This window comes from Geobacillus zalihae NBRC 101842 (genome assembly GCF_001544135.1).
GTDB lineage: Bacteria > Bacillota > Bacilli > Bacillales > Anoxybacillaceae > Geobacillus > Geobacillus zalihae.
Genome location: NZ_BCPV01000002.1, coordinates 78,110 through 103,254 on the forward strand (window position 1 = coordinate 78,110; position 25,145 = coordinate 103,254).

A 25,145-nucleotide genomic window follows, 5' to 3' on the forward strand; every position below is an offset into this window, starting at 1 on the left:
ATTGGACTCTTTTGCCCGCTTCTCATTCATGAATCCGCGCCGCGGTTGCCGTTGGCTGAATGCAGTTTCTCAACCACGCTCCACCAGGTGGGTGTTCGCAGAAGCGTTCCTGCCGTCCTCCATCACGAATATTGAGGCATGACATTCCCGCTTCAATGTAGAACTCCCTTTTGATTGCCATCGGTTGAAACTTCATTCTACAACGCACAACGCAGCAACGGATTGGTGATTATTATGATACATGATCGGCCGTCCCTTGGCAAGAGGGACAGCCATCCATTTTTTCAAACTGGATACACCCCATGCTTCCGCTCAGAAAAGACGATATACTTGGACATATACGCGTCAAATCGGCGGATGAGCTCGTTGCGCAAATCGTTCGGCGCGACAATTCCGTCAACGACCAATTCGGAAGCGAGCCGATAAATATCGATGTCGCGCCGGTATTCCTCGCGTTTTTGTTCGACAAACGCCGCACGCTCTTCCGGCGGCAGCTCGGCGATTTTGTTCGCATAAACGGCGTTGACGGCCGCCTCCGGCCCCATGACGGCGATTTGCGCGTTCGGAAGCGCGAGGCAGCAGTCCGGTTCAAACGCCGGGCCGGCCATGGCATACAACCCGGCGCCGTACGCTTTGCGGACGATGACCGAGATCTTCGGTACGGTGGCTTCCGACATGGCGGCGATCATTTTCGCTCCATGGCGGATGATGCCGGCCCGCTCGACCTTCGTGCCGATCATAAAGCCAGGGACGTCGGCCAAAAACAGAAGCGGGATATGGAACGCGTCGCAAAGCGTGATGAATTTCGCCGCTTTATCAGCCGAATCGTGGAACAAGACACCGCCTTTGACGCGCGGCTGGTTGGCGATGATGCCGATCGGCTGGCCGTTAAGGCGCGCCAGTCCCGTAATGATTTCCGGCGCAAACAGTTTTTTGATTTCGCAAAACGATCCTTCGTCAATGATTCGCTCAATCAAATCATACATGTTGAACGGCGCATTTTGGTTTTCCGGCAAAATGTCTTCGATCGTTTTGTCGAACGATTTCGGCGGCTTCGCCTCGACCACCGGCGGTTTTTCGCCGTAATGGGACGGAAAATATGACAAATAACGGCGCGCATAGGCAATCGCTTCTTCTTCGGTTTTCACGAGCACGTCGCCGCAGCCGGAGACGGTGCAATGCATGCGAGCGCCGCCCATCTCTTCGAGCGTGACTTTTTCCCCAATCACCATTTCCGCCATGCGCGGCGAGCCCAAGTACATCGAGGCGTTGCCCTCGACCATGATGACGATGTCGCAAAACGCCGGAATATAAGCGCCGCCGGCTGCTGACGGGCCAAACAACAGGCACACTTGCGGCACTTTGCCGGACAGCTTCACCTCATTGTAAAAAATGCGCCCTGCCCCGCGCCGGCCGGGAAACATTTCGAGTTGGTCCGTAATGCGTGCGCCGGCCGAGTCCACCAAATAAATGATCGGGCAGCGCAGTTTTTCCGCTGTCTCTTGAATGCGGATGATTTTTTCGACCGTGCGCGCTCCCCATGAGCCGGCTTTGACCGTCGAATCGTTCGCCATCACGCAGACGGTGCGGCCGTTGATTTTGCCGATCCCGGTCACCACCCCGTCAGCCGGCAGGCCATCCGCCAAACAGTTGGCAAACAAGCCGTCTTCCACTTCCAAGCCATCGTCAAGCAGCAAATTCAGCCGCTCGCGAACAAACAATTTCCCTTGGGCCGCATTTTTTTCATGATATTTTGGCGCCCCGCCTTTCTTGATTTCCGCCGCTCTTTTCTCCAGCTCCGCTGCGAGCGTGTCTTGTTGATTGGCTGTTTCCTTCATCTCTTTGTTTCCCCTCCTTGTTTTGATGGATCTTGCTGTTCCATCCCGCGTGTTCGGCCGGGAGCACGGTTGGGGCCGTTTTTGGCTGTCGTGCCAATGTCGGTGCAGAACAAGCGCTCCGTGCGGCTTTTTCCTTATCCAAACAGCCTCATCCTGCCCAAGCGCAGGCTTACTCCCCTTTGTACACAGGCTTCCGCTTTTCTTTAAACGCCTGCAGACCTTCCAGACGGTCTTTCGTCGGAATGGTCGCCTCATAGGCGAGCTGCTCAATCGCGAGGCCCGTCTCCAAATCAACGTTGAATACGCTTTGGATCGCCCGTTTCGCCTGACGGACGGCTATCGGCGCATTGTCAGCGATTTGCTGCGCCAATTCAAGCGCCCGATCCATGAGCTCGGCGCGCGGCACGGCGTATTCGACAAGGCCGATTCGCTCGGCTTCCTGCGCTGTAATCCGTTTGGCGGCAAAAATCAACTCTTTCGCTTTGCCGAGACCGACAAGGCGCGGCAGCCGCTGCGTCCCCCCCGCTCCCGGAATGATGCCGAGCGACGTTTCCGTCAGCCCGAGCTGGATATCGTCGGCGGCAAACCGGATGTCGCAGGCGAGCGCCAGCTCAAGCCCCCCGCCAAAGGCCGAGCCGTTTAACGCGGCAATGACCGGCTGCGGCACTTTCTCGACCTCGTTGATCGTTTTGCTGATTAAAGCGACGGCCTGACGGACTTCGGTTTCGTTCATCCCTGCCCGCTCTTTCAAATCGGCTCCGGCGCAAAACACTTTGTCTCCGGCCCCGGTCAACATGACGACGCGCACGTCTTTTTGAAATTTGATTTCTTGCAAAAGCGCACCAAGCTCCAACAAAAGCGCTCTAGAAAGCGCGTTGGCTGCTTCCGGGCGGTTTAATGTCACAATGGCGATGCCGTTTTCTTGTGTTTCAAACGATACAAGTGCGCTCACGTTTTCTCCCCCCTTATGATCCAACCGTTTGCAAATACCGGCTCGAAAGCGGGCGGCCGATTTTGTCGCGGATAAACAACGCCGCTTTCGTCAGCTGCTCGACATCGATGCCGGTTTCAATCCCCATGCCGTGAAGCATATATACTACATCATCAGTGGCGACGTTTCCCGACGCTCCGGGAGCGTACGGACAGCCGCCAAGGCCGCCAAGCGAGCTGTCAAACGTCGTAATGCCCATCTCCATCGACACCAAAATGTTGGCAAGCGCCGTTCCTCTTGTATCATGGAAATGCATGGCAATCCGTCCGGCCGGAAAGCGGCGAAGCACCTCAGCAAGCACGTCCTCCACTTGCTTGGGCGTCGCGACGCCGATCGTATCGCCAAGCGACAGTTCGTCAACCCCCATCGCCAACAACCGATCCGCCACCATCAGCACTTGATCGACGGCAACTGCCCCTTCATACGGGCAGCCAAAGACGGTGGAAACGTAGCCGCGCACCGTTTTGCCTGCTTGTTTTGCCGTTTGCACGACCGCTTCCAGCACCGGAAATGTGGCAGCGATCGTTTTGTTAATATTTTTTTGGTTGTGCGTTTCGCTCGCTGACATGAAGACGCCCACTTCATCGACCCCGGCGCCAAGCGCCCGCTCAAGCCCCTTTTCGTTGGGGACGAGCGCCGCATACGTGACGCCGGCTTTTCGGCGAATGCCCGTTGCCACTTCAACGGCGTCCGCAAGTTGCGGAATCCATTTCGGATGGACGAAGGAAGTCACCTCAATGTACGACAGCCCCGTTTCTGACAATAGGTTGATCCAAGCGATTTTATCGGCGGTCGCGATCGGCGTTGCTTCGTTTTGCAGGCCGTCGCGCGGGCCGACTTCTTTGATCGTCACCTTCGCCGGCCATCGGCTCATGCTCTGCTCCCCCTTTATTCAATCTCGACAAGCACGTCGCCTTCGTTCACGAAATCTCCTTCCTGCACGTGGATGTGCTTCACGACGCCGGACGCCTCAGCCGCAATCGGAATCTCCATTTTCATCGATTCTAAAATGATGACATCTTGGCCTTCTTCTACATGATCCCCGACAGCCACCAACAATTTCCATATACTTCCAGCCATTGTTGCCGTTACTTGGGTCATCGTGTCTTCCTCCGTTTCTGCTTCATTTTGCTTTTGCTGGCTTCCAATGCTTCGAAAGGAAATCGGTCGTCGTATCCCCCGCTTGAAACGCCGGATGGGACAGCACGGCCTCAAGCAGCGGAATGTTCGTTTTAATCCCTTCCACGCGATAGTGTCGAAGCGCTTCGAGCAAGCGTTCAATCGCCGTTTGCCGATCCGGTCCTTTGGCGATTAGTTTGGCGATCATCGGATCATAAAACGGCGTAACCGCGGCGCCGCTTTGAACCGCCGTTTCATGACGAATCCATTCGCCTTGTGGGGCGGAAAACGCCGTAATGCGGCCGGGCGACGGGTAAAACGTGTTCGGGTCTTCGGCATAAATGCGCACTTCAATGGCGTGTCCATCGCGGCGGATGTCTTCCTGCTGATAACGAAGCGGCTCGCCGGCGGCGATGCGCAGCTGCTCTTCGACAATGTCGATGCCGGTGATTTCTTCCGTCACCGGATGTTCAACTTGCAGGCGTGTGTTCATCTCCAGAAAATAAAAGTTTTTTTGCTCATCGACAAGAAACTCGATCGTGCCGGCGTTCGCATAGCCGATATGGCGCGCGGCCCGCACGGCTGCTTCGCCCATTTTCCGCCGTGTTTCCTCATCCAAAAACGGCGACGGCGCCTCTTCGACCACCTTTTGATGGCGGCGCTGGATCGAACACTCGCGCTCCCACAAGTAGACGCAGTTGCCGTAGGAATCAGCGAGCAGCTGAATTTCAATATGGCGCGGGCGATCGATATATTTTTCGATATACATCGTCCCGTCGCCGAAAAACGAAGCCGCCCGTTTTTGGCTTCCTTCAAACGCCTGGCGCAGCTCGGCTTCGTCGCGGGCGATATGCATGCCGATGCCGCCGCCGCCGGCTGACGCCTTCAGCATGACTGGATACCCAATCGAAGCCGCCGCTTTGGCCGCTTCATCGGCGCTATCAAGCGCAAAGGAGACGCCTGGGACGATCGGCACGCCGGCTTGTTCCATCGTCCGCCGCGCTTCGATTTTGCTGCCCATCGCCGCGATGACGTCCGCCTTCGGACCGATGAAGACGATTCCTTCTTCCTCGCAGCGGCGGGCAAACGCTGGATTTTCCGACAACAGCCCGTAGCCGGGATGGATCGCCTCCGCTTTCGCCGTTTTGGCAACCTCTATGATTTTTTCGATATTTAAATAGCTTTCCGCGACGCGCGGCTTGCCGATCAAATACGCCTCATCCGCGAGCGAGACGTGGAGCGAATCCGCATCCGCTTCGGAATAGACGGCGACGGTCCGGATGCCGAGCTTTTGGCACGTGCGGATGATGCGGACGGCGATTTCGCCGCGGTTGGCAATCAATACTTTCGAAAACATCGTCTCACCCTTTCACGAAAACTGAGAATGCCGCCGGGCGGACGAAACCGCCCGGCACGGCGGTTTACGTCGTCAAGCCGAGGCGCTGTTTCGCCATTTCCCGCAGTTTAAATTTTTGGATTTTCCCGGACGCCGTCATCGGGTACGAATCAGTAAACTCAATGTAGCGCGGGATTTTATGACGGGAAATGTGGCCGCGGCAAAACTCGCGAATCTCCTCAGCCGTCGCCGTTTCGCCGTCTTTTAAGATGATCCACGCCATCACTTCTTCCCCGTATACTTCATCCGGCACGCCAACGACTTGGACGTCCAAAATTTTCGGATGTTTGTATAAAAACTCTTCGATTTCACGCGGATAAATGTTTTCGCCGCCGCGGATGATCATATCTTTCAGACGGCCGGTGATGCGGAAGTAACCGTTTTCATCCATCACCGCCAAGTCGCCGGTATGGAGCCAGCCGTCTTGGTCGATCGCTTCATTTGTCGCTTCCGGGTTGTTGTAATACCCTTTCATGACATGATAGCCGCGCGTGCACAGCTCCCCTTGCACACCCCGCGGCACTTCCTTGTTCGTGCCCGGCTCAACGATTTTCACTTCCACGCCCGGCAAGGCACGGCCAACCGTTTCGACACGCAGCTCAAGCGGATCGTCGGTGCGCGTTTGCGTGATGACTGGGGACGCTTCCGTCTGCCCGTAGGCGATCGTAATGTCTTTCATCCCCATTTTCTCGATGACCGCCTTCATCACTTCGACCGGGCAAGGAGAACCGGCCATAATGCCCGTGCGCAGCGACGACAAATCGTATTTGGCAAAATCCGGGTCGTTGAGCTCGGCGATGAACATCGTCGGCACGCCGTGAAGCGCCGTGCACCGCTCCGCTTCCACCGTCTCGAGAACCCGCTTCGGATGGAACTCCACAACCGGCACCATCGTCGCCCCGACCGTCACGCATGCAAGCGTGCTCATGACGCAGCCGAAGCAATGGAAAAACGGCACCGGAATGCACAATCGATCGCCTTCGCCAAGTCCCATGCATTGCGCCACTTGGTGGGCGTTGTTGACGATGTTGTAATGCGTCAACATCACCCCTTTCGGGAATCCAGTCGTCCCGGACGTGTATTGCATGTTGATCACATCGTGCGGGTCGAGGCTCTCCATCCGTTCATCGAGTTCTTCTTCCGATACGTCGTGCGCCATCGCCAAGATGTCGTTCCATGTAAACATGCCCGGGTGCCGTTTGTCGCCAAGAAAGATCACGTTTTTCAACTTCGGCAGCCGTTTCGATTGCAGCTGTCCGGGCGCCGATGTGCGCAGCTCGGGAACGATTTCATATAAAATATCGATATACGACGAGTCGCGATATTGCTCAATCAAAAAGAGCGTCGTCGAGTCGGACTGCCGAAGCAAATACTCAAGCTCCGCCGCGCGGTAGTTCGTATTGACCGTCACGAGGACAGCTCCCATTTTGCCGGTCGCAAACTGGCAGGCGATCCATTCCGGGACGTTCGTCGCCCAAATGGCGACATGCTCCCCTTTTTTGATGCCAAGCCGCATCAACCCGCGCGCAACGAGGCGGCAATAGTCGTTAAACTGCCGATACGTCAGACGCAAGCCGCGGTCGGCATACACGACCGCCTCGCGATCCGCATATTGCCTGGCTCGCTCTTCCAACAATTTCCCCACAGTCACCGTCAACATCGGCCGTTTCCTCCCCTTTGTCCGAATTCATTGTTATGGATATGCAGGCATTTCCGCTTTTAGCATCCCAGTTGGCGGGCGATGACGAGCCGTTGGATTTCTGATGTGCCTTCGCCGATTTCCATGAGCTTGACGTCGCGCAAGTGGCGTTCGACTCCGTACTCTTTCATATAGCCGTAGCCGCCATGGATTTGGATCGCCTGGTTGCAGACGCGAAACCCCATTTCCGAGGCGAACAGCTTGGCGAACGATGCTTCTTTTGTAAACGGTTTCCCTTGATCCTTCAGCCAGGCTGCTTTGTACACCATGTTGCGGGCAAGCTCAATTTCCATCGCCATATCAGCCAGTTTAAATTGAATGGCTTGAAACTTGGAAATCGACTGACCGAACTGGACGCGCTCTTTTGCGTATTGAAGCGCTTTCTCAAACGCCGCTTGCGCAATGCCGACCGCCAGCGCGGCGATCGAGATGCGCCCGCCATCAAGCGTGTACAAAAACTGTTTAAACCCTTTTTGCGGGTCGCCTAAGACGTTTTCTTTCGGCACGCGGACGTTCTCAAAGACAAGCTCGCACGTATTGGACGCGCGCACGCCCATTTTGTCGTAATTCGAACGAATCGTAAATCCTGGGGAGTCCGTTGGCACGATGAGAGCGGTGATGATGTTTTTGCCGCGCGCATCTTTGCCCGTCACAGCTGTGACAATGACTTGCCGCGCGTATTGGGCGTTTGTGATCCAACATTTTTCGCCGTTGATGACATACTCATCGCCGTCCAGCACCGCGGTCGTGCGCGTGCCGCCGGCGTCCGATCCGGCGTTCGGCTCCGTGAGCCCAAAAGCGCCAAGCGTCTCGCCTTTCGCCATCGGCACAAGCCATTTTTGCTTCTGTTCTTCCGTCCCGAAGTAGTAAATCGGGCTCGCTCCGAGCGACACAGCGGCCGCATAGCTCAACCCGGTGCCGCCGCAGGCGCGGCCGATTTCCTCAACGGCGATGGCGTACGAAATCGTATCGCCCCCAGCGCCGCCGTACTCTTCCGGAAACGGCAGGCCCAACAACCCCAACTCGCCCATTTTGCGAAAGACATCGAGCGGAAAATGCGCTTCTTCATCCCATTTCGCCGCGTATGGGGCAATTTCCTTCTCAGCAAAGTCGCGAACCATTTCTTTAATCATTTGTTGTTCTTTCGTCAATGAAAAATCCATGTTCTCCCTCTCCCCCATAGAAAATGTTCTATCATTTGAACCGACTAGTCGGTTTCAGTAAGGAAACGAGTGTAAACGGTTTTGATTTTTTGAAGCGTTTCCGAAACCGACTAGTTGGTCTGTATACGATCAACAACTTATTCGGCGGCCGGCCGCAACAAAAACCGCGCCGCCGCTGGGTTTTCTGGTGTGCGGAGCACCGCATGCAAAATGAAATCGGCAAAATATGCCGCGATTTCCTCAATGGACAGCGGACCATCCGGATTGTACCATTTGTATGTCCAATTGACCATGCCGATAATGGACATGCCAGTAATCTCCACCGACAGCTCCGGACGAAATTCCCCGGCTTCAATCCCCTCACGAATGACCCGAAAAATGATTTGCTTGAACTCTTCTCGCTTTTCATTGATCGGTTCAGCGTATTCCGGTTTTAAGTACGTGCTTTCCTGGTAAAACACGGTGATGTGTGGTTTATACAAATGAAACACTTTGACAAACGACTGCACGATGGCGTACAAGCGCTCGGTCGGCGTAGGAAAGCCCTCATACGCCTCCTGCGCTTTTGTCAGCGCATACGTGATAAAGACATCATGGATATGGTACAAGAGCTCGTCTTTTGATTTAAAATTATGGTAAAAACCGCCTTTGGATGTGTCGCTTTCGGCAACGATGCGGTCGACCGTCACGCCGTGGTAGCCGTATTTCTCAAACAAATGAAGAGCGGTGTCGATAATGCGGTCTCTGAGCGGTTTGTCAGCCATAGAAAATCCCCTTTGCCATTTATAATACACTATTTTCTGAAAAAGTGAAATATTTTTTGTTTTGCCTTTACCATACCCGAACTGCACCATGATTGTCAACCATTGCTTCTCATGACCAACACGGTCGTACAGGGCCTGCTGATACATAATGGCCGCCATGTTTTCAAATGATAAAGATGGAGGTGGCTTCGATTGGAACCGATGCTATGCCCAAACTGCAAAACGAACCGGACGCGGTTTCATCTCATTGAGCAGCACCCGCGTGCGGTCAAGCTCGATCCGCACACCGGCGACATCGAGCACGAATACACAAACGAAGCGCTCGAACCGTTCCATCTCCCATACCGCGGCCCGAGCTACCGCGTCCAATGCGGCGTCTGCGGGCTGATCGAAGATGCGGACATGTTCATTCAGCGCGCTAAATCGTCTCCATTGAGGTGATTCGATATGGCGAACAAAAAACAAACACCTTCTTCCATCGCTGACCAAAAACAGCTCGTCAACGACAAGGCAAAAGCGATGCGGGAGCACGGCGGCGAGCACATTCGCCGCGGCACGCCCAACGGCGCAGACGGACAATAACCGCCAGCCTGCTTTTGTACACAAGCAAGCTGGCGGGACTTCCGCCCTTCTAACGGTACATCGCCCACAATCCGATATCGCGAAAACCAAGGCGATGGTAAATGCGGCCGGCGTCTGGATTGTCATAAAACAAGCACGGCATCTTCCCTTCAGCGAGCAAATCGCAAACGAGCTTCGCCACGATGGTGCTGGCATACCCTTTCCCTCGATGCTCCTGATCCGTGCAGACGCCGACGATCATCGCCGACAATGAGTTTTCCGCTGATGTCGATGCCGCGGCCACCATTCGGCCGTCTTGTTCAATGTAGTACGTTCTAGCTGAATTGGTTTCCATCCCTTTCACCAGCATATCGCGGGACGACGGCCTCGTTTCAAATTCGGCAATGCGGCGCCGCAAGTCGAGAATCCGGTCGACATCGGCCAATTCGGCTTTTTTGACGGCGAACGCCCCCATTTCTTGACGGGCGTATTCATCCGTCCGACACTCGCAAAAGTAAAGCGTTCGCTTCTCCCCAAGCGGCAGCCGCTCTTCGAACTGCCTGGCAATGTCCGCCTTGCCGGACAGCTGGATGGACGATGATTGGGCTGTCTCGCGGATGAGACGAGCAAAGCCATCGGCATCAAAATCGCCAGGCGCGTACGGAATGTAGGAATCGTAATAACGGAGCAGCACCGCCTTCAGCGAGCCGGCATCGTCAAACTGCCCCCAAACGTCTTGGAAATCGGCGTCATAGCCAAACGACTCAATATCGCCGATGATAAATAAATTGAACGACGGATCTTGCCGCAAAAACGAAAATACTTGTTGATCGTCTTCGGCCGTTAACCGGCGAATCATAGAATTCCCCCGCTTTTCGAATGATATTTTTTCCATTATACTATGAATCATCCCTGTTGCCAATGGCATTTGTGGCGTCAAACCGAGAGGACTGCCGATGCCCCTAAGTCTGCATCGGCCAACTGCAAAGAAAGGAGGAAGCCCGCTCTCAAAAAAGCGAGGCGACGATGCCGATGAAGTTTATTGACGATCTGTACGAATACTATAAAGATCGACTGACTGCACTTCTGGGGAGTTGCAAGCCCCCACTTCAAGCGTTCGCGAAGTGGGGGTAGTTGACTTGGCAGCCCTGTGAACATGATTTCGAAGACGGCTTTTCCACTGTTTGCTTAACAGACAGTGGCGAAACACAAACCGTTTTCCCATCGCGCGCTCATCGGTAAAACTGTACATCATAGCCTTCTTTCAACAGCACTTGGTAAATTTGCTGAATATGGTCTTCGTTTTTTGTCTCGAGCGAAAAGTGAATTTCCGCCTGACCTGGCAGCACTTTGGCGCCGATGCGCTGATGGTGAATCGACATCACGTTTGCCTCAAGCTCCGCAATAATGCGCAGCAGCTTGTTCAACTGGCCCGGCTTGTCGGAGATGACCGTTGTAAACGTCACAAACCGGCCCGCTTCGACAAGCCCCCGCTCAATGATGCGGGAAATGAGCGTCACATCGACGTTGCCGCCGCTTAAAATGGCGGCGACTTTTTTGCCGCGAAACGGCAGCTTTTGATACAACAATGCCGCCAACGGACAAGCTGCCGCCCCTTCGATTAACAGCTTGTTCCGCTCGAGCACATACAGCATCGTCCGTGAAATTTCCGCCTCTTCCACGCACACAACGCCATCGACGTATTGCTCAATGTATTGGTACGTAATATTGCCCGGCTTTTTCACGGCAATCCCATCGGCGATCGTATTCGATGCGGCAATGGAGACGGGCTGTTTATGGCGTATGGCCGCCGTCATGCCGGGGCAAGCCGATGACTCAACGCCGTACACTTCAACCGATGGCTTCAGCTGTTTTAACGTAAACGCCACCCCCGCAAGCAACCCGCCGCCGCCGACCGGACAAAGAACGCCATCGACGTCGGGAAGCTGCTCGATCAGCTCTAAGCCGATCGTCCCTTGGCCGGCCATCACCGCCAAGTCGTCAAACGGATGAACAAATGTCATCCCCCGTTCACGTTGCAACTCTAATGCATATTCCAAAGACTCGTCAAACACATCGCCGTACAGCACGACTTCCGCCCCGTAGCTTTTCGTCGCTTCAATTTTGCTGAGCGGCGCCCCTTTCGGCATGACAATCGTGCAAGGAATGCCGAGCATGCCGCTTGCGTAGGCGACCCCTTGGGCGTGGTTGCCGGCCGAGGCGGCGATGACGCCGCGCGCCCTTTCTTCTTCCGTGAGCGACATAATTTTATTGAATGAGCCTCTCACCTTAAACGAACCTGTTTTTTGCAAATTTTCCAGTTTCATATACACGTCATTGCCGGACAGCCGGCTGAACGTCTGCGAATGCTCAAGCGGCGTTTGGTGGACGATGCCTTTCATTTTCGCTCGCGCTTGTTCAATGTCTGTTAACGTCAACATCATCAAACCACCCTTTCCGATCGGGCGACCGGTTCTTGTTCACCCCGCTTTATTATATACAAAACATTTCATCACCGACAAATGTTGCTTTTCTTTAGTTGGTTTTGGATTATTTTTAGCATATAGTTTTGTTGCATAAAATCATGTTCAACAAACATCGCTGCAACCCGCTTCCTTTGTCAAACCGTTTGAACGTTGGACTTGTCCCAAAACATCAGAGTGTTTCTAGGGGAAGAGCTGTCTACGGTCTGTTCTTTTTCTTTTGTGAATATTGTTTATTTAGAACATTGTTCTATAGATTTGGCCAATTGCCAACGGGAAAAAGCGGCCAAAAAGATCGGCGATAGGCAAACGCGAGGGAATTTGCTAATATGAAAGAAAAGCATTCGGAAGACGAAAGGATGAAACGGTTGTGACGAAAAAGTTGTACTATACGGCGCCGGATGTTGACGTGTGGACGACAACGGTGACAAGCGTCCGCCAAGACGGCGAAACATACATTGTCACCTTGGCGGAAACAGCGTTTTACCCGGAAGGCGGTGGCCAACCGTCTGACGCCGGCACGATCGCCGGCTTGCCGGTGCTCGATGTGTTTGACGAAAACGGGGAAGTGTATCACCGCCTTCCTGCCCACCCGGGAATGGGCGCCGTTTCATGCGTCCTTGATAGGAAACGGCGCCGCGATCATACACAACAGCATAGCGGCCAACATTTATTATCCGCTGTACTCGTTGAACAGCTCGGCGCCGAAACAGTCGGTTTTCACCTTGGGCGCGAGGTCGTCACAATCGACATCACGGCGGGTGCGCTGACGGAAGCAGACATGCTGGCAGTGGAAAACCGGGCCAACGAACTCATTTACGCGAATCTCCCGGTCGAGACGTATTGGGTGACGCCGGAAGAAGCAGAACGGATGCCGTTTCGCAAGCGTCCCGATGTCCAAGGTTCTGTCCGTGTTGTCGAGATGAAAGGGATCGATTTGTCGGCGTGCTGCGGCACCCATGTGAAACGCACGGGCGAAATCGGCGTGATCAAATTGCTGAAAGCAGAGCGCCATCGCGGCATGACGCGTCTTTCCTTTCTTTGCGGCGGCCGGGCGCTTGCCGACTACCAGCAAACCCACCGCGTCGTGCAGGCGGCAGCAGGTCGGTTCGGGACAAGCCGCGATCAGCTGCTCGACGTGATCGCAAAATGGGAACAAGAGAAAAAAGAATGGGAAAAACGGCTGCGCCAATACGAGGCAATCGTCTTTGCCGTCGAAGCCGAACGGGCCGCCGCCGAATCAGGACGTGCAGTGATTGGCCGTTACGACCAATATGGGGCAAAAGAACTGCAAATGATCGCCCGTCTGATCGCCGACCGTTATGGCAAAACCGCGCTTCTCGCCTCCACCTCCGATTGGCGCGCCGTGATCGCCAAAGCACCGTCTTCCTTGCTCCATGCAGGGAACTGGCTGAAAGAACAAGCCGCCCTGTTTGGCGGCAAAGGGGGCGGCAACGAGCGGCAGGGGCAAGCTGCTTTTCCGTCCCTTGAGGCGCTTAGCCAGTTCCTTTCCCGCGTGGAAACGGCAGGCATCGATTGACGGCTCCTGCCCGCACCGCCCGGTTGCTTCGATTCGTTTCGTCCTCCCGTCGGATCGATGCGATGTCCGCCATAGCCGACGGAGGGCGGTTTTTGTAAAATGAAAAACGAAATGTGCAGCTAAGGAGTTTGAAGAGATGAACGATCGACTCGTACAATCGCAAATCGAAGAGCTCGAACGAAAGCTGCGCGCTTATGAGCGGCTCATCGAAACGCTTCCGTTTCCGTTCACCTTTGCCGATTACGAAAGTGGAATCGCCATCGAAAAAAAGCGCGGCGACGTCCGGCCGCACCTTCGCACCATTCCACCGTCCCTTGAAAAGGAAGCCAAATGGCAGTGGGATATTGACTTGTATCACGACGTACCGTTTGAAAAAGTGGAAGCCTTTTTGACGCCGTTGCTCGATCTCGTGCCGCACCATATCGTTTTTGTCGACGACAAAGGGATCATCACGCTTTGCAATTTGCAGGCGGCCATTGACACGGGCGTCGAGCGCGACGCCATCATCGGCAAACATATTCGCGAGCTGCTGAAGCTGCCTGACGAGCTGATCGCAACGCTCGAATCGCTTGAAAAAGGCGAGCCGCTTTACAATTACGAAGTGCTCGACCGATTTTACGGCATCGTCAACACCCGTTTTATTTACAACGATGACGGATCGATCAAACGAGTCATCAGTATGTTTCAGTCGCTCAATATGATGAAAGAAACAGAAAAGCTGGCGGTCGCTGGCCGCATCGCCGCCGGCATCGCCCATGAAATCCGCAATCCGCTGACGACGGTGCGCGGATATTTGCAACTATTGAAAAGCGACTTGCCGGATCGCATCGCCTCGCTCGTTGAGCGGCTTTTAATTCCTGAGCTCGACCGGGCGAACGACATTATCACGGATTTTTTGAATATCGCCAAGCCGGCGGACGTCAAAATGGAGACGTTCAACTTGCACCGCTTTTTGCGCGACGATGTCGGCGTCCTATTGCAAAGCGAAGCGCTATTGCATAACGTCGACGTCCATTTTGACCTTGATGACCAGCTTGACGACTACGAAATGAACGGCGACCGCAGCCAGCTTTTGCAAGTGTTTTTAAACTTATTTCGCAACGCCGTGGAAGCAAAAGTGGCGAAAACGATGAAGGTGTCGATCTGCAGCCGAAAAATCAACCATCTCGTTCAGCTTCGCTTCTGCGACGATGGGCCCGGCATTCCGCCGTCGGTCATCGACCATGTTTTCGATCCGTTTTTTTCAACGAAGGAAACGGGAACTGGGCTCGGCCTGTCATTATCGAAAAAAATCGTCGAACTGCATCGCGGGACGATGAAAGTGCAAAGCGACGCGCACGGCACATGTTTTTTGATCGAATTCCCGCTTTGCAGCCAACCGCCGTTTCTTTCGTCATAAATCGCTTCCGAAGAGGGGGGTCATCCCAGCTTCGGAAGTGGAGAGATTGATGATTTAGAACAATGTGTCACTTTATTACGGAAAAGGAGGAGCCATTATGGCAACGACCGCTCCGCCCAACGGCAAATGGCGGCGCCTGTTCGCCTTGTTTCTTCCCATTTTTGTTTCGCAAACCGGTCAATATGCCATGAACTTTGTCGATGTCGCCATGTCCGGTCATGCGAGCGCCGAAGATCTTGCCGGCGTCGCGATCGGCTCCAGCTTATGGGTGCCGGTGTGGACCGGCGCCGGCGGCATTTTGCTCGCCTTGTCCCCGATCGTCTCGCATCATCTCGGCGCCGGACGCCATGACTCAATCGCCCGCGCCGTCGCCCAGGCGCTCTACTTGGCTGTCGCGCTTGCTGCCGCCATTGTCCTGATCGGCGCCGCTTCTGTGCCGTTTATCTTGAAACAGATGTCTTTGGATGAAAACGTTCGGCATATCGCCTTTCATTATTTGCGCGCCTTGTCGTTTGGGATCATCCCTCTGTTTCTTTATTCTGTGCTCCGCTATTTCATCGATGCGCTTGGGCAAACGAAAGTGACGATGTGGATTACGCTCACCGCCTTGCCGGTCAATATGCTGTTCAACTGGTTGTTGATTTACGGGCATGGCGGATTTCCGCGCCTTGGCGGCATCGGCACTGGTTACGCGACGGCGATCACGTATGCGTACTGCTTCGCGGCCGCTGCCTTTGCCGCTTTGAAATTTCGCCGCTTGGCTCCCTATCGTGTACTCGTCCGTTTCTACCGTCCGTCATGGGCCGCATGGAAAGAGTTGCTGAAAACCGGGGTGCCGATCGGGTCGGCCATCTTTTTTGAAACGAGCATTTTCGCTGCGGTGACGCTGCTTGTCGGCCGGTTTGGCGCGGAAACGGTCGCCGCGCATCAAAGCGCCCTCAACTTCGCTTCACTGTTGTATATGATTCCGCTCAGCTTATCGATGGCGCTGACGATCGCCGTGGGCGTTGAAGCCGGGGCCAACCGTTATGAAGCCGCCAAACAATATTGCTTGATCGGCATCACCCTCGCCTTGGCCGTCGCCGCCGCCGCTGCATTGTTTCTTTCCGTCTTCCGCGGCGATGTTGCTCGACTGTATACAAACGATCCGACAGTGGCGGCGTTGACGGAGAAGTTTTTGCTCTATGCGATCTTCTTTCAAGTTTCCGATGCCATCGCCGCTCCCATCCAAGGAGCGCTGCGGGGCTATAAAGAGGTAAGCGCCGTTTTTTGGTCCGCTCTTCTCGCCTATTGGGGCGTTGGGCTTCCGCTTGGCTGCGCGCTCGCTCTACTGACTGCCGCCGGGGCGTTCGGCTATTGGATCGGCCTGATCGCCGGATTGGCAACGGGCGCGCTGTTTCTCAGCTTTCGCCTGCGGGCCGTTTGGCGCAGACATGACAGCGGGCGTGCGCCATGCGCCTTTTAAGAGGGAGCGGTCGATAAACAAGGATGTCCCGCTCAGTTCTAGGGACATCCTTTTTGTTTCAGCATGATGGATCATGCAGTCGACAAGGCCGGTTTCCCTTAGCCGACCTCCTTAGGCGACGGCTGCTGCTTCATATACTGTAATACATCGAGGTCGATTTTTCCTTTCTCCACTTGGCGCTCCTCAAAATTTTCTGTATGTATATACACGGTCAGCGCCTCATGAAGCGCCTCGAGATCCGCCGAGCGCTCTTTCGATAAATAACCGAGACGGACCAAGTGGGCGGCCACCTCTTCCTTTACCGTTCCTTCAATCGCTGCCACTTTTTCGGGACGCGGTTTCTCAAAGTAAAGCTGGCGCAACTGATACAAGCGAATAAGCTCCTCGATCGGCCGCGGGTGATCATCGACGCGCAAATCGATATAGCGGTCATTGTAGCCGCCATATCCCCCTCCTTCTTTCACGACAAGCAAGGCGGCCGACTGTTGCCCGCGGCGGTCGCCCCCCGCTGCCTGACCAGCTTGAAGCGCCTTTAGCAATCGCTCGGCGAGCGGACCTTTTGTCTGCTCAAACGCCCTTCCCATTGCCAGCACCGTTTCCTCGCCTGCTAAAATATTGCCTTGAGCCGCATAGTTCGGCCCGGTGATGCCCCCGGCCCACGGGTAACATTTTTTCCCGGTGAACGTCGCCGCCCGTCCTTTCGCATCCACGATGCCGACTTGGCGCAAATCGCGCTCACTGTCATCGGCAACGAGCAACTCAAGCGCTTCTTGCGCCGATTTCCCTTTTGCCATCCATTCGAGGCCGCGCGGTCCGTACGACGTGTTGGCGTACGATTGCGTCGCCACCGCTCCGACGCCCGCTTTCGCCCACGGAACAACCGCACCAACGCCTAAAAATTTCGATTGAACAGCGATGCCAAGCTCCCCGGTCGCCGGATCGAACGCGACGATCGAAAACGTCGCGACAACATCTTTCGGAATGCGTTTCATTTTCTTACCCTCCACGCTACTTCCATTTTTTTATTCTCCTTATATTTCTCCTCTTCCCTCCCATCTTCCTCCCTCTTTCAAAAAATAGCGGGGGAAACAGCCGTTGCCCGGCCGTCTCCCCCCGCATGCCCATCATCCGCCTAGCACCATGTTGCCCCGACGATAATGAGCAAAATAAACAAAACGACAATCAGCACGAAGCCGTAGCCGTAGCCGCCATAACCCGGGTAGCCGAAGCCAAAGCCGCCCCAGCCGCCATAAAAGCCGCATGTCATATTCGTCACCTCCTTGCTAGCAAGTAGGGTTCGTTAGTACACCCAACCACCGACACATGCACATCCGACAATAATCAACAAGATGAACAGAACGACGATCAACGCGAATCCGCCGCCGTAAGCTGCACCCATTTGCCAGCACCTCCTTCGTTTTTGTACTAGTAGACTATTCAGAAGCCGAGGAAATGGTTAGATGTTTCAGCAAAAATGGGTATTTGCCGCAGAAATGGAAAAAAAGCGGCCCGTCCTCGGACCGCTGCTACGCCTCGAGCGAGCTTCGCTTCCATTTTTTCCGCCCTGACGCCTGCTTGATTTGAACAGCAGAAAACAAAATAAGCGCCGCCCAGATGCAGCTAAACGCATAAAAATGCGCTTTCGTAAACGGCTCGCCGAACAAAAAGACGCCAAGGAGAAGGCTGATCGTCGGCGAAATGTATTGCAAAAAACCAAGTGTTGTCATCGACACACGCTTCGCCCCTTTGGCGAAATACAAAAGCGGCACGGCCGTCGCTGGCCCGGCTCCAGCCAACAGCGCCCATTGCCACCATTCGGCCGTCTTGACGAGGGCTGGCGTTTCGTTGTACACCCATAATAAGTAAACGGCTGAAAGCGGCATGACGGCCATTGTTTCAAGCGTCAAGCCAATGGACGAGTCAACGCTGGCCAGTTTTTTCACTAAGCCGTAAAACCCGAACGTCAATGCGAGCGATATGGCGACCCACGGAAACGCGCCATATTCCGCCGTCATCGCCGCCACGCCGGCGGCGGCCAGAAGAACAGCGGTCCACTGCCCTACGCTCAGCCGCTCGCGCAGTACGATCGTCCCAAGCGCCACACTGACAAGCGGGTTGATATAATAGCCGAGGCTCGTTTCAACAACATGATGATGATTCACCGCCCATATGTAGACAAACCAGTTGGCGCTGATGAGCACGGCAGCAGCGGCGATCCCCCATGCCTTAGCCGGCCGACGGCGCATCGCCCGAAGCTCCCGGCGGAAGGCGTCAGGCTGCCCAGTCGCTGCCAAAAGGATGGCCATAAACACGAACGACCAAACGATGCGGTGCGCCAAAATCTCAAGCGCCGGGCGCGCCTCTAGCAGCTTCCAGTAAAGCGGCAATACTCCCCACAGCAAGTACGAAGCAGCGGTATACAAGATGCCTTGCTTTTCTTCGCTCCAATGCCCCACGTCGTCTTCTCCTTTTCCATGATTATTTCTGTTCCATTATACCGCCGCCGCTTCACTTTATCCATCAAAACACTCACCCGCATCGCTCGACGCGGTTGCCCAATGGAGAAGGGGCGCAGCTGAATATGAGCACCCGCCCCCCCTTCGCGGCCCGTTTGACCGCCGCCCTTTCTTATTTTTTCGCTCATCAAGCGACACAGGCACAGCCAACAATAATCAGTAAAATGAACAGGACGATGACGACCGTATAACCGCTGTTGACAAAACCGCTCACGGCGGGCACCTCCTTCATCGGTTCACAGGGCCATCATATGCGCCCGCCCGCCCAAACGGCCAGGCGAATGCCCAAATTTCTAGAAGATTGGTGAAAAACGCGTTTTCTTTAAAAAGATGGGGCAGCGAACGAACGGAAGAGTTGTTGATCCATTGGCGAAAGCTCCTTGCTGGAGCGTTTTCTCCGTTACATCACCGACCTTCCAGAAAAACGCCTATTTTTCTTTCGTCCCTGTCTCTCCCCACCAGCCTTTTCGCTTAAAATAGAGGGCGATGAGCATCGCAACAGTTGCCATGAGCAACAAGGCAAACGGGTAGCCGTATCTCCATTTCAGCTCTGGCATAAACGCAAAATTCATGCCGTATACACCGGCGATAAACGTCATCGGCAAAAATATGACGCTCACCAATGTCAATGTCTTCATAATGACATTCATATGATCTGATTTGAGCGACAGTTGCAAATCGAAAATGGCGGACAATGATTCCTTAAACGCGTCGAGCGCGGCGGGCACGCGCGAGAATCGCGACGCCACTTCCTCGATATACGGATTCGTCTCTTGGTTGATATACGGCAAATCAGCGTGGCGGATCATTTTGATCGCTTCTTCCTGCGCCTCGGCGATTTGGCGCAGCTCATGAAGATGTGTTTTCATCCGATAAATCTCGCGCCCGATTTCGTTGGCAAACGGGGTCGCAAACACTTGCCGTTCAAGCGTCTGAATGCGGTCAGCGATCTGATCGATGACTTGCAAAAAACGGATGGCGGCCAAGTCTAAAAAGTGATACAGCACGTACCCAGGATACAGCGCCTGACCGCGATGATTCAACAAACGTTCTTTCACGTGATCAACAAGCGGATCGTTTTCATCCATATAGCTGATCATATATTGGCTGCCGGCCAGCAAACGAACGTTCACTGTCCGGCCAGACGGACGAACGATAAACAGCGATAAGAAGAAACATCCTTCGTATTCGTCAAACGTGGGAATATCTGTCCCATTCATCAGCCGCTGTTGGGCGAGAGGGTGAATGGACAGCGAAGAAAGAAGCTGCTCCAAATCCGGCTTGGCGGCGGCGGTGAAATGAAGCCAACACGACTGGCTGCCTGCCGGCGCATGGCGTTTGTACGTTCCGTCAACCGTCAAACGAAAGTTATGCTCGATCGCCATAGACTGACGTCCTTTCCATGCAAACGATTTTAATTGTATTGTTTGCTGTTTGACGCAAAACTACTCCCCTCCCGCCGCCAAAAACAAGCCAGTGGCAACGGTTTGGCCGCATCCGCTCGCTGTTGGCGACAAGCAACTTCTCCCGGCTGCATCCCGCCTGCAAAGCGTCACATCCCGACAAGTCATTCGCTGTCTATATAGATGCAACGAAAAAGTTTAACATATCCTTGATGGAAAAGTCACTTGTCCATTTTTCGACTGTCGAAGGCAAGCCACAGGCTTGCCTCCGTCACGCCAAGGCGTGACGGAAGACCGAACAACCACCCGCTTCACAGACCCATACATGGGTCTTTAAGCGGCGTTGTTCGGTCGCCCGACAGTCGATCAAATGCTCGGTAAAAGCTACAAATGTTAAAGCTTCAAATTGCATCTATATAGGCGCCTCGCCGCGTCGGCCCGCCAATGCGCCCGAAGCCAGTCAGCGCACCGCTTCCGGTTCCACATGGACGTGCGTCGCCCGAATGTTATGCCGGTTTCGCATCAAACGCTCGACTTCATCAGCGATTTCATGGCTTTTTGCCACCGTCAAATGCGAGTCAACGCGGATCGTCACTTCCAGCACAATGTCGTTGCCTAACATGCGCGCTTTAATGTCAGCGACATCGCGCACGCCGCTCACCGCTGCAATTTCGTCTTTATAAACGGCGAGCTGCTGTTCATCAAAACCGTCGGTGAGCGTATGCGCCGTCTCCATAAACACCTCCCACGCCGTCCTGCCAATCATCGCCCCGATCACAAGCGCCGCCAGCGGATCAAGCCATGGCCACCCAAGCCGCGCGCCGGCGATGCCAATGGCGGCGCCAATGCTCACCAGCGCATCCGATAAATTGTCTTTCGCCACGGCCGCCAGCGCCATGCTGTTCGTCCGCCGCGCCAGCCGACGATTGATGGCATAAACGCCAATCATAACGGCCGCCGAGGCGAGCGCAACCACAGCCGCTAAAACATCAGGAGCCGCTGCCTTTTCTTTGCCGAACAGCGAGCGGACGCCGCTTGTGATCACGTCAATGCCAATGGACATCATCAAAAAAGCAGCCAACAGCGAGGAGATGTTTTCCGCCCGCGAATGTCCGTACGGGTGGTTGCAATCACGTGGTTTTTTCGCGATTTTCATGCCAATATAGACTGCCGAGGAAGCGATAATATCACTCAAATTATTCCAACCGTCCGCTTCCACCGCATCCGAGCCGAACACCCCCCCAGCCAACAGCTTGCCGGCCGAAAGGAGAAGATAGACGAAAATGCTCAGCAATGCGCCCGCCTCGGCTCCTTGTTTTCGATCCACTTTCTTCACCAACCTAGCCATCTCATTTTTGCACGTATCAGTGTACCAGCTTGAAGCCGGTTGGGTCTACAGCAAGAAAATTTCCTCTTTTCATAAGAATAGGGACAAGCAAATTTTTTTGTCTAAAGGCAAAATCGAGCGCATTTGCGTATGATAAACCAAGTCGAAACAAAAAAGGAGAGGAACAGATGTCTGCATATTTAGACTGGTTGGCGGACATGGGGATCGATGGCGCTCACCCAGGCGGTTTTGAGTTAACAAAACAAATCTTACGTAAACTTAAGATCGACCGTTCAACATCCGTGCTTGACGTCGGCTGCGGCACCGGACAGACGGCGGCTTATATCGCCGAACAGTACGGGGCCAACGTCACCGCCATCGACATCCACCCGACGATGATCGCCAAGGCGAAACAGCGTTTTGCCGCCAAGGCGGTCTCGGTCCGTTTGCATCGCGCCTCGGTCGAAGCGCTCCCGTTTCCCGCCGGGACGTTTGACCTCGCGCTTTCTGAATCGGTGCTTGCTTTCGTTTCATTGCCAAACGCGCTCGCCGAAATCCGCCGCGTGCTCAAAAACGATGGCCTATTCGTCGGCATTGAAGCGTGTCATGAGCGGCTGACCGCCGCCGAGCAAAAGCAAATCGCCGCCTTTTACGGCTTCCATCAGCTCATGACATCAGCGGAGTGGAAAGAAGTGCTCGAACAAAGCGGCTTTGGCTGCCGCCAGTTTTCCTACGCGGCTGCAGCCGAAGCGCCAAGCCTTGGGGCACCCATCGTCATCGCCCTTCCGCCGACACCGGAGATGGCGAGCATATGGCAGATGCACCAACAGTTGACAGCTCAATTCGGCGACCGTCTTGGCTATTGCGTCTTTTGCTGCGAACCATAGCTGGCAAGAAAAACGGCGTCCTCGACGAGGCGCCGTTTTCACACTTTTTTCACTACTTTGAAATATTCTTCAAGCGTCAAGCCGCGCTTTTTGATCACCGCGGCCGCCTTCCGCCCGACATAGCGGAGATGCCACGGCTCATACTTGTAGCCGGTCACCGCTTCCTTTCCTTTCGGGTAGCGGATGATGAATCCGTACTCGTGCGCATGGGCGGCTACCCATTGCCCTTCTTTTGTCGCCCCGAACGATTCGGTCAGCTGACAGCCGGCCGAGCGGCTGCTGATATCGACCGCCAGCCCTGTCTGATGCTCGCTCTGACCTGGATGAGCGACCGCTTGAACCGCTTTTTCCCTCCCCTTTTGCCGCACTTCTTCAGCAAAAATCACCTGCTGCCGCTCGTATGAACGATAAGCGGACACGGCCACCAGCTCAATGCCATCGCGGCGTGCGGCGGCAAACATCTCCTCAAGCGCCGCGGCCGCTTCGGCCCGCATATGCCGCTTTTCCGCGTTCGGGTCAGCACACAAAAACGGCACGCGCGGCACGACCAAGTCCGCCGGCTTATAGCCAGGCGGGAGCGACTGTTCTTTATTGACGAGCACCAAAATGTTGTCAGGGTTTTGAATCACTTTTTGTCCGTTTTGCACCTCGACGATGTTCCAATATTTCGCCTCAAGCTGCAAATCGGGATCGACGGGGCTCTCGCTCGTTTTCCCCTGTTGTTGATGATCGCTTGGGTGCACCGCGCTTTCCGGCGGCTGGCCGGACGGGCCGGCCGCACCGTTGCTGCCGCTCTCCCCTGTTTGGCAGCCGGCGAGCAGCAGGCACACCAACATCGCCGCTTGCCATCGCTGGTTCATGTTCCTTCTCCTTTTCTGTTTTCCCAGGCCCAAGCGCCCGGCAGCCCAATCACGCGCCATTGCGGATCGCCGCTTCAAGCGCCACTTCAATCATCTCGTTAAACGTCATTTGCCGCTCCTCAGCCGTCGTTTCTTCTCCGGTGAGAATATGGTCGCTGACCGTCAGCACCGACAGCGCCCGGCAGCCGAATTTCGCCGCCAGCGTATAGAGCGCCGCCGTTTCCATCTCGACAGCCAATACACCGTAGCGCGCCCACGTTTCCCAATTCGGTTCATCATTGTAAAACATGTCGGCGGTGAACACATTGCCGACTTTTAGCGCCAGCCCTTTTTCCACCCCTACTTCATACGCCGTCCGCAGCAGATGGAAATCGGCGGTTGGCGCATAATCGCGGCCGCGGAAAATGAGCCGGTTCATGTTGGAATCGGTCGACGCGCTCATCGCCAAAATGACGTCGCGGACGCGCACATCCGGCTGAATCGCTCCGCACGTTCCGACGCGGATGAGCGTCTTTACGCCGTAGCTTTGGATCAGTTCGTTCACATAAATCGAAATGGACGGCACGCCCATGCCGGTCCCTTGCACGGAAATGCGCTCCCCTTTATACGTCCCGGTAAATCCGAGCATGCCGCGCACTTCGTTGTAGCATACCGCTCCTTCCAGAAACGTTTCGGCAATGTATTTGGCGCGCAGCGGATCACCCGGCAGCAAAATGCGCTCCGCGATCTCCCCTGCCTTCGCTCCGATATGTACGCTCAATGGGATTCCTCCTTTGGTTTGAACGATTGTTGTCGGGCCATGCCCTCGTCTATCATATCATATGTTTGCGGAAAATGGCAGTCTTCCTTCGAGTAGCCGAGGCGGCGAACGGGCATACTATGTGTGCCTGCCCGAGGAGAAAGGAGGAAAAGACCGATGAAAAAGAAACTCGAACAAGCGGTGGAATACGCCAACAAAACCAATCCATCGTCCAAATCAAACAATCAGCCGTCCACATCGAAAAAGGAAAAGACCAAATTCTAACATCATTCCGAAAGAAGTCTCCCACTTCGAAACGTGAAGGTGCACGAGCACCCGTCCATGTGGGAGATGAATGTTGGCCGGCAATCGCCGTCGGATCGAATCACATGTTGTTCAAACGGGCACCTTCGAAACGAAGGGAAGCGGAAAGGGTCCTTGTGCATTGTCGTTTGGCACATACGCAAATCGCTGAAAGCTCCCCCTGTGCACTCGCGGAGGTGGGTGAGACATTTGCGGGGGAGCCGCTCTCTTACGATGTTTTGGATCGGCGATAATCGCCCCGATGGCGGCGCGCCAAATACCGCTCATTGATATACAGCACCTTTTTGTCTTTGCTGCGCGTATATTTTTTCTCGCGCTCGCGCCGCCTGGCGACAAGCCAACAGGAAAACAAATACAGTGGAAAGACGAGCTGCATCGCGCCGGCAAAGACATACCAAAAACCGTTGATATCGGCCAAATCGCGCAAGTACACGTCGATGCCGCTGAGCCGATAGTACATGTCAGCAACGATGGCAGCGATGATGACGACGTTGACCGCATGGAGAAGGGGCACGCTTCTCCAGCGGAACAAGAGTCGCTCAACTTGCCCTTTGACCCAAAGCAATGCCGCAATCGAGACAACGCACACAAGCAGCGACAGCGCCAGTGCGGCCATCGTTTCGCCCCCTTCCCTCTTTTCTCCTGCGCCCGCCGCATGATGCCGCCTGCAA

General features: G+C 54.8%; 26 protein-coding genes and 1 other RNA gene. 6 read left to right on the forward strand and 21 right to left on the reverse strand.

Annotated features, from left to right (window positions below):
* Positions 1–32 precede the first annotated feature (32 nt).
* The 9 genes from ssrS to GZ1_RS02155 form a co-directional block, all read right to left on the reverse strand.
* A non-coding RNA gene (gene ssrS / locus GZ1_RS02115) (6S RNA) lies at positions 33–221 on the reverse strand.
* A gap of 63 nt (positions 222–284) precedes the next feature.
* Complete coding sequence (locus GZ1_RS02120) at positions 285–1,838, reverse strand: acyl-CoA carboxylase subunit beta (RefSeq protein ID WP_060787797.1); 1,554 nt, start codon at positions 1,836–1,838, stop codon at positions 285–287.
* Positions 1,839–2,007: 169 nt separating this feature from the next.
* Positions 2,008–2,790 (reverse strand): enoyl-CoA hydratase, encoded by a 783-nt coding sequence (locus GZ1_RS02125; protein ID WP_020755509.1) that lies wholly within the window; start codon positions 2,788–2,790, stop codon positions 2,008–2,010.
* Positions 2,791–2,803: 13 nt separating this feature from the next.
* Positions 2,804–3,703 (reverse strand): hydroxymethylglutaryl-CoA lyase, encoded by a 900-nt coding sequence (locus tag GZ1_RS02130; protein WP_060787798.1) that lies wholly within the window; start codon positions 3,701–3,703, stop codon positions 2,804–2,806.
* 14 nt (positions 3,704–3,717) lie between these two features.
* Positions 3,718–3,930 carry an acetyl-CoA carboxylase biotin carboxyl carrier protein subunit gene (locus tag GZ1_RS02135; protein WP_060787799.1) on the reverse strand — a complete coding sequence of 71 codons (213 nt, stop codon included), beginning with the start codon at positions 3,928–3,930 and terminating at the stop codon, positions 3,718–3,720.
* Between the two features lie 22 nt (positions 3,931–3,952).
* The gene (gene accC / locus GZ1_RS02140) at positions 3,953–5,305 is read right to left on the reverse strand and encodes an acetyl-CoA carboxylase biotin carboxylase subunit (protein ID WP_020755510.1); all 1,353 of its coding nucleotides are present in this window, start codon (positions 5,303–5,305) and stop codon (positions 3,953–3,955) included.
* A 64-nt stretch (positions 5,306–5,369) separates the two neighbouring features.
* Positions 5,370–7,004: an AMP-binding protein gene (locus tag GZ1_RS02145; protein ID WP_060787800.1), complete on the reverse strand. Its 1,635-nt coding sequence runs from the start codon at positions 7,002–7,004 to the stop codon at positions 5,370–5,372.
* Positions 7,005–7,063: 59 nt separating this feature from the next.
* Positions 7,064–8,206, reverse strand: coding sequence for an acyl-CoA dehydrogenase (locus GZ1_RS02150; protein WP_044743976.1), 1,143 nt, complete (start codon positions 8,204–8,206; stop codon positions 7,064–7,066).
* Between the two features lie 137 nt (positions 8,207–8,343).
* A complete protein-coding gene (locus GZ1_RS02155; protein ID WP_013145419.1) occupies positions 8,344–8,970 on the reverse strand; it encodes a TetR/AcrR family transcriptional regulator in 627 nt (208 codons plus the stop codon).
* Between the two features lie 192 nt (positions 8,971–9,162).
* On the opposite strand from GZ1_RS02155, the gene GZ1_RS02160 reads away from it, so the two are divergent.
* Entirely contained in the window at positions 9,163–9,411 is a 249-nt protein-coding gene (locus GZ1_RS02160; RefSeq protein ID WP_013145420.1) for a hypothetical protein, read from the forward strand.
* A gap of 6 nt (positions 9,412–9,417) precedes the next feature.
* Positions 9,418–9,552, forward strand: coding sequence for a hypothetical protein (locus GZ1_RS19510; protein WP_020755515.1), 135 nt, complete (start codon positions 9,418–9,420; stop codon positions 9,550–9,552).
* A 49-nt stretch (positions 9,553–9,601) separates the two neighbouring features.
* Here GZ1_RS19510 and GZ1_RS02165 read toward each other — a convergent pair whose 3' ends face one another.
* On the reverse strand, positions 9,602–10,390 hold the full coding sequence (locus GZ1_RS02165; protein WP_060787801.1) for a GNAT family N-acetyltransferase: 789 nt from the start codon (positions 10,388–10,390) through the stop codon (positions 9,602–9,604).
* A gap of 373 nt (positions 10,391–10,763) precedes the next feature.
* Entirely contained in the window at positions 10,764–11,972 is a 1,209-nt protein-coding gene (gene ilvA / locus GZ1_RS02170; protein ID WP_033006938.1) for a threonine ammonia-lyase, read from the reverse strand.
* 412 nt (positions 11,973–12,384) lie between these two features.
* Here ilvA and GZ1_RS02175 point away from each other — a divergent pair, with 412 nt between their 5' ends.
* From GZ1_RS02175 to GZ1_RS02185, 3 genes are all read left to right on the forward strand, one after another.
* Positions 12,385–13,554, forward strand: coding sequence for an alanyl-tRNA editing protein (locus GZ1_RS02175; RefSeq protein WP_020756909.1), 1,170 nt, complete (start codon positions 12,385–12,387; stop codon positions 13,552–13,554).
* Between the two features lie 136 nt (positions 13,555–13,690).
* Positions 13,691–14,953, forward strand: coding sequence for a two-component system sensor histidine kinase NtrB (locus GZ1_RS02180; protein WP_020756910.1), 1,263 nt, complete (start codon positions 13,691–13,693; stop codon positions 14,951–14,953).
* A 97-nt stretch (positions 14,954–15,050) separates the two neighbouring features.
* Positions 15,051–16,418: an MATE family efflux transporter gene (locus GZ1_RS02185; RefSeq protein WP_033006937.1), complete on the forward strand. Its 1,368-nt coding sequence runs from the start codon at positions 15,051–15,053 to the stop codon at positions 16,416–16,418.
* 98 nt (positions 16,419–16,516) lie between these two features.
* Here the strand turns inward: GZ1_RS02185 and GZ1_RS02190 are convergent, their stop codons facing one another.
* From GZ1_RS02190 to GZ1_RS02205, 7 genes are all read right to left on the reverse strand, one after another.
* Positions 16,517–17,410: a DUF1028 domain-containing protein gene (locus GZ1_RS02190; protein ID WP_060787802.1), complete on the reverse strand. Its 894-nt coding sequence runs from the start codon at positions 17,408–17,410 to the stop codon at positions 16,517–16,519.
* A gap of 140 nt (positions 17,411–17,550) precedes the next feature.
* Positions 17,551–17,685, reverse strand: a complete 135-nt coding sequence (locus GZ1_RS17935; protein ID WP_081212792.1) for a YjcZ family sporulation protein — start codon at positions 17,683–17,685, stop codon at positions 17,551–17,553.
* 33 nt (positions 17,686–17,718) lie between these two features.
* Positions 17,719–17,817 (reverse strand): YjcZ family sporulation protein, encoded by a 99-nt coding sequence (locus GZ1_RS17940; protein ID WP_013145429.1) that lies wholly within the window; start codon positions 17,815–17,817, stop codon positions 17,719–17,721.
* 127 nt (positions 17,818–17,944) lie between these two features.
* Complete coding sequence (gene rarD / locus GZ1_RS02195) at positions 17,945–18,874, reverse strand: EamA family transporter RarD (protein WP_060787803.1); 930 nt, start codon at positions 18,872–18,874, stop codon at positions 17,945–17,947.
* A 187-nt stretch (positions 18,875–19,061) separates the two neighbouring features.
* Positions 19,062–19,166, reverse strand: coding sequence for a YjcZ family sporulation protein (locus tag GZ1_RS17945; protein ID WP_013145431.1), 105 nt, complete (start codon positions 19,164–19,166; stop codon positions 19,062–19,064).
* A gap of 196 nt (positions 19,167–19,362) precedes the next feature.
* A complete protein-coding gene (gene corA / locus GZ1_RS02200) occupies positions 19,363–20,319 on the reverse strand; it encodes a magnesium/cobalt transporter CorA (protein WP_013523676.1) in 957 nt (318 codons plus the stop codon).
* 478 nt (positions 20,320–20,797) lie between these two features.
* A complete protein-coding gene (locus GZ1_RS02205) occupies positions 20,798–21,685 on the reverse strand; it encodes a cation diffusion facilitator family transporter (protein WP_047753178.1) in 888 nt (295 codons plus the stop codon).
* A 167-nt stretch (positions 21,686–21,852) separates the two neighbouring features.
* Between GZ1_RS02205 and GZ1_RS02210 the strand changes: the two genes are divergently transcribed.
* Positions 21,853–22,551 carry a class I SAM-dependent methyltransferase gene (locus tag GZ1_RS02210; RefSeq protein ID WP_060787804.1) on the forward strand — a complete coding sequence of 233 codons (699 nt, stop codon included), beginning with the start codon at positions 21,853–21,855 and terminating at the stop codon, positions 22,549–22,551.
* A gap of 38 nt (positions 22,552–22,589) precedes the next feature.
* Here GZ1_RS02210 and GZ1_RS02215 read toward each other — a convergent pair whose 3' ends face one another.
* From GZ1_RS02215 to GZ1_RS02225, 3 genes are all read right to left on the reverse strand, one after another.
* Positions 22,590–23,411: a M15 family metallopeptidase gene (locus GZ1_RS02215; RefSeq protein ID WP_033006791.1), complete on the reverse strand. Its 822-nt coding sequence runs from the start codon at positions 23,409–23,411 to the stop codon at positions 22,590–22,592.
* 49 nt (positions 23,412–23,460) lie between these two features.
* Positions 23,461–24,171, reverse strand: a complete 711-nt coding sequence (gene deoD / locus GZ1_RS02220; protein WP_013145436.1) for a purine-nucleoside phosphorylase — start codon at positions 24,169–24,171, stop codon at positions 23,461–23,463.
* 511 nt (positions 24,172–24,682) lie between these two features.
* Positions 24,683–25,090 carry a hypothetical protein gene (locus GZ1_RS02225; RefSeq protein ID WP_013145438.1) on the reverse strand — a complete coding sequence of 136 codons (408 nt, stop codon included), beginning with the start codon at positions 25,088–25,090 and terminating at the stop codon, positions 24,683–24,685.
* Positions 25,091–25,145: the final 55 nt, after the last annotated feature.